Origin of the sequence: Bacteroides sp. (genome assembly GCF_019417265.1) — a bacterium.
Classification (GTDB): Bacteria; Bacteroidota; Bacteroidia; order Bacteroidales; family Bacteroidaceae; genus Phocaeicola.
Window position 1 is genome coordinate 1 of sequence record NZ_DXVR01000166.1, and the last position, 3,006, is coordinate 3,006.

At 41.4% G+C, this 3,006-nt stretch carries 2 protein-coding genes; both read left to right on the forward strand.

Annotation, left to right across the window (positions count from 1 at the left end; all coding sequences use genetic code 11):
• Positions 1-132 precede the first annotated feature (132 nt).
• Positions 133-1,566 (forward strand): DUF5723 family protein, encoded by a 1,434-nt coding sequence (locus QZ379_RS12515; protein ID WP_291565425.1) that lies wholly within the window; start codon positions 133-135, stop codon positions 1,564-1,566.
• A gap of 208 nt (positions 1,567-1,774) precedes the next feature.
• Positions 1,775-3,006 (forward strand): class I tRNA ligase family protein (locus tag QZ379_RS12520; protein ID WP_291565427.1); only part of this gene is annotated, 1,232 nt, incomplete at its 3' end.

A 3,006-nucleotide genomic window follows, 5' to 3' on the forward strand; every position in this document is an offset into this window, starting at 1 on the left:
TCCATTTCTCTTTATTAGGTAGCACTTCGGGAATGGAGTTGCGGATTTAAGGTATTTTACAATCAGACAAATGTTATATAAAATTAATGCATAATTTTGCAAAAAGAGAAAACAACGAATAAACCAACGATTATGAAAACGTTTATGAACAAAAAGCTTTTGGTTGCAGTTTCTGTTTTAGCAACCGTTTTTAGCGCACAGGCTCAGTATCTGCGTACATCTTATTTCATGGAAGGTGCCAGCACACGTGTACAAATGAACCCGGGACTTCAACCTACAAGGGGATATCTTAATCTGCCGCTTATCGGTAGTTTCAATGTCACAGCCAACACCAATTCATTAGGAATCAATGACTTCATGGAAATTACCAAGGACGGAAACGATTTCCTCAACAACAACACTCTGTATAATTCACTGCAGCAGGACAACAGACTCAATATGAATCTGAACACTAACATCCTGTCTTTCGGTTGGATTAAAGGAAAGAATTTCTGGTCTGTAAATGCAGGATTACGCATGGATATCGGTGCGCAGATTAATAAGGACATGTTTACAATGATGAGAAACATGAACGGTTTTGATATTGAAAGCGTTGCCGGAAGCAAACAAAGTTACAAGATGGGAAACCAGTCTATTAATATGAATGCGTATGCTGAAGTAGGATTAGGCCTTTCAAGAAGAATTACTGAAAAACTTACTGTAGGTGCAAGAGCTAAGATGCTGTTAGGTTTGGCACGTACTGAAGTCAATATAGAACAGTTTGACCTTGATTTGGACATTCCGGATGTTCCTAATGTTGACAACATGACTCAGGAAGAATTGATGAATTATGAATTCAGCGAAGAGGATTGGTACGGAAAAGGATACAGCTACAATGCAAAAGCAAATGTAGTAACCACGCTTAAAGGAGGTGGAATGACATTTGATGACAACAATATGATAAATGGATTCGACCTCGATGCAAGCAGCTTCGGTATCGCAGGTACAGGTTTCGGAATTGATTTGGGAGCCAGCTATAGCATTCTTAAGAACCTGACAGTTTCTGCAGCCGTTCTTGACCTTGGTGTAATGAAATGGAACAAGAACAATACAACGATGGCAGAAGTTAACGGTGAAGAAAACGTTACAATCAACGCAGACAACTACGAACAATACATTGGAGGAGAACTTCTTTCATTAGATCGCTTCGATTTTAAGAAAGACGAAAACGCCGATTACAAAACAAGCACTAAACTTTCAACCACTGTTTTACTTGCAGCAGAATACGGACTTCTGAACAACAAGCTTAGCGTAGGTGCTGTTTATTCATCACGCTTCGTTCAGCCGAAGACACAGACTGAATTGACATTCCTTGCCACATTGCGTCCTTCAAATGCATTTAATGCAGCTATCAGCTACTCTCCTATCCTTTCAGGAGGTAAGTCTTTCGGTTTAGCTTTGAAACTTGGTCCTATCTTCGCCGGTACAGACTACATGTACTTCGGAGGTAACTCAAAAACCATCAACGGCTTCATAGGATTGTCACTTCCATTGGGAGGCAAACGCAAGCCATTCTCTGAACTATAATAACTCACACATTCTTTTTTACACAACACCCATCGGTTCATATACACGGTGGGTGTTTTTTTGTATATAGATAAGGTACATAAAACGAAAGACTTAAGCCTTTTGTATTGAATTTTCAAACAACTTTTATTAATTTTGCAACCGATTATGCACCAATGCATTTACAAACTCAAGAACTTAAAAAACTAAAAAACTCAAAATAATAATCATGGAATTAGCAAGTAAGTACAATCCCGCAGATGTGGAAGGAAAATGGTACCAGTATTGGCTGGACAACAAACTTTTCAGTTCTAAACCGGACGGACGCGAACCATATACCGTCGTAATCCCACCTCCAAACGTCACAGGAGTGCTCCACATGGGACACATGCTTAACAATACGATACAGGATATCCTCGTACGCCGTGCACGTATGATGGGAAAGAACGCATGCTGGGTTCCTGGTACAGACCATGCTTCAATCGCTACAGAAGCTAAGGTGGTAAACAAATTGGCTCAGCAGGGAATAAAGAAGACTGACCTCACCAGAGAGGAATTCCTGAAACATGCATGGGAATGGACAGACGAACACGGGGGAATCATCCTGAAACAGTTGCGCAAACTTGGTGCTTCGTGCGACTGGGGCCGCACAGCCTTCACTATGGACGAAGAAAGAAGTAAGAGCGTTATAAAGGTATTCGTAGACCTTTATAACAAGGGACTTATTTACCGCGGCGTGCGAATGGTAAACTGGGATCCTAAAGCCCTGACAGCACTTTCTGACGAAGAAGTTATCTATAAGGAAGAACACAGCAAGCTTTTCTACCTGAGATATAAGGTTGAAGGTGATGCTGAAGGACGTTATGCCGTAGTTGCAACTACTCGTCCTGAAACAATCATGGGTGATACTGCAATGTGTATCAATCCTAACGACCCTAAGAACGAATGGTTGAAGGGCAAGAAAGTGATTGTTCCGTTGGTAAACAGAGTTATCCCGGTTATCGAAGACGACTATGTAGATATCGAATTCGGTACAGGATGTCTGAAGGTTACTCCTGCACACGATGTAAACGACTATATGTTAGGTGAGAAATATAACCTCCGGTCAATAGATATATTCAATGACAATGGTACTATCAGCGAGGCTGCCGGAATGTATGTAGGTATGGATCGTTTCGACGTTCGCGAACAGATAGAAAAAGACCTTGCAACAGCAGGCCTGCTTGAAAAAGTTGAAGCTTACAACAACAAGGTCGGTTTCTCTGAACGTACAAACGTAGCCATCGAGCCTAAGCTGTCAATGCAGTGGTTCCTCAAGATGAAACACTTTGCAGACATGGCTTTGCCTCCTGTAATGAACGACGAACTGAAATTCTATCCTGCAAAATACAAGAACACTTACAAATACTGGATGGAGAACATCAAGGACTGGTGTATCAGCCGTCAGTTGTGGTGGGGACA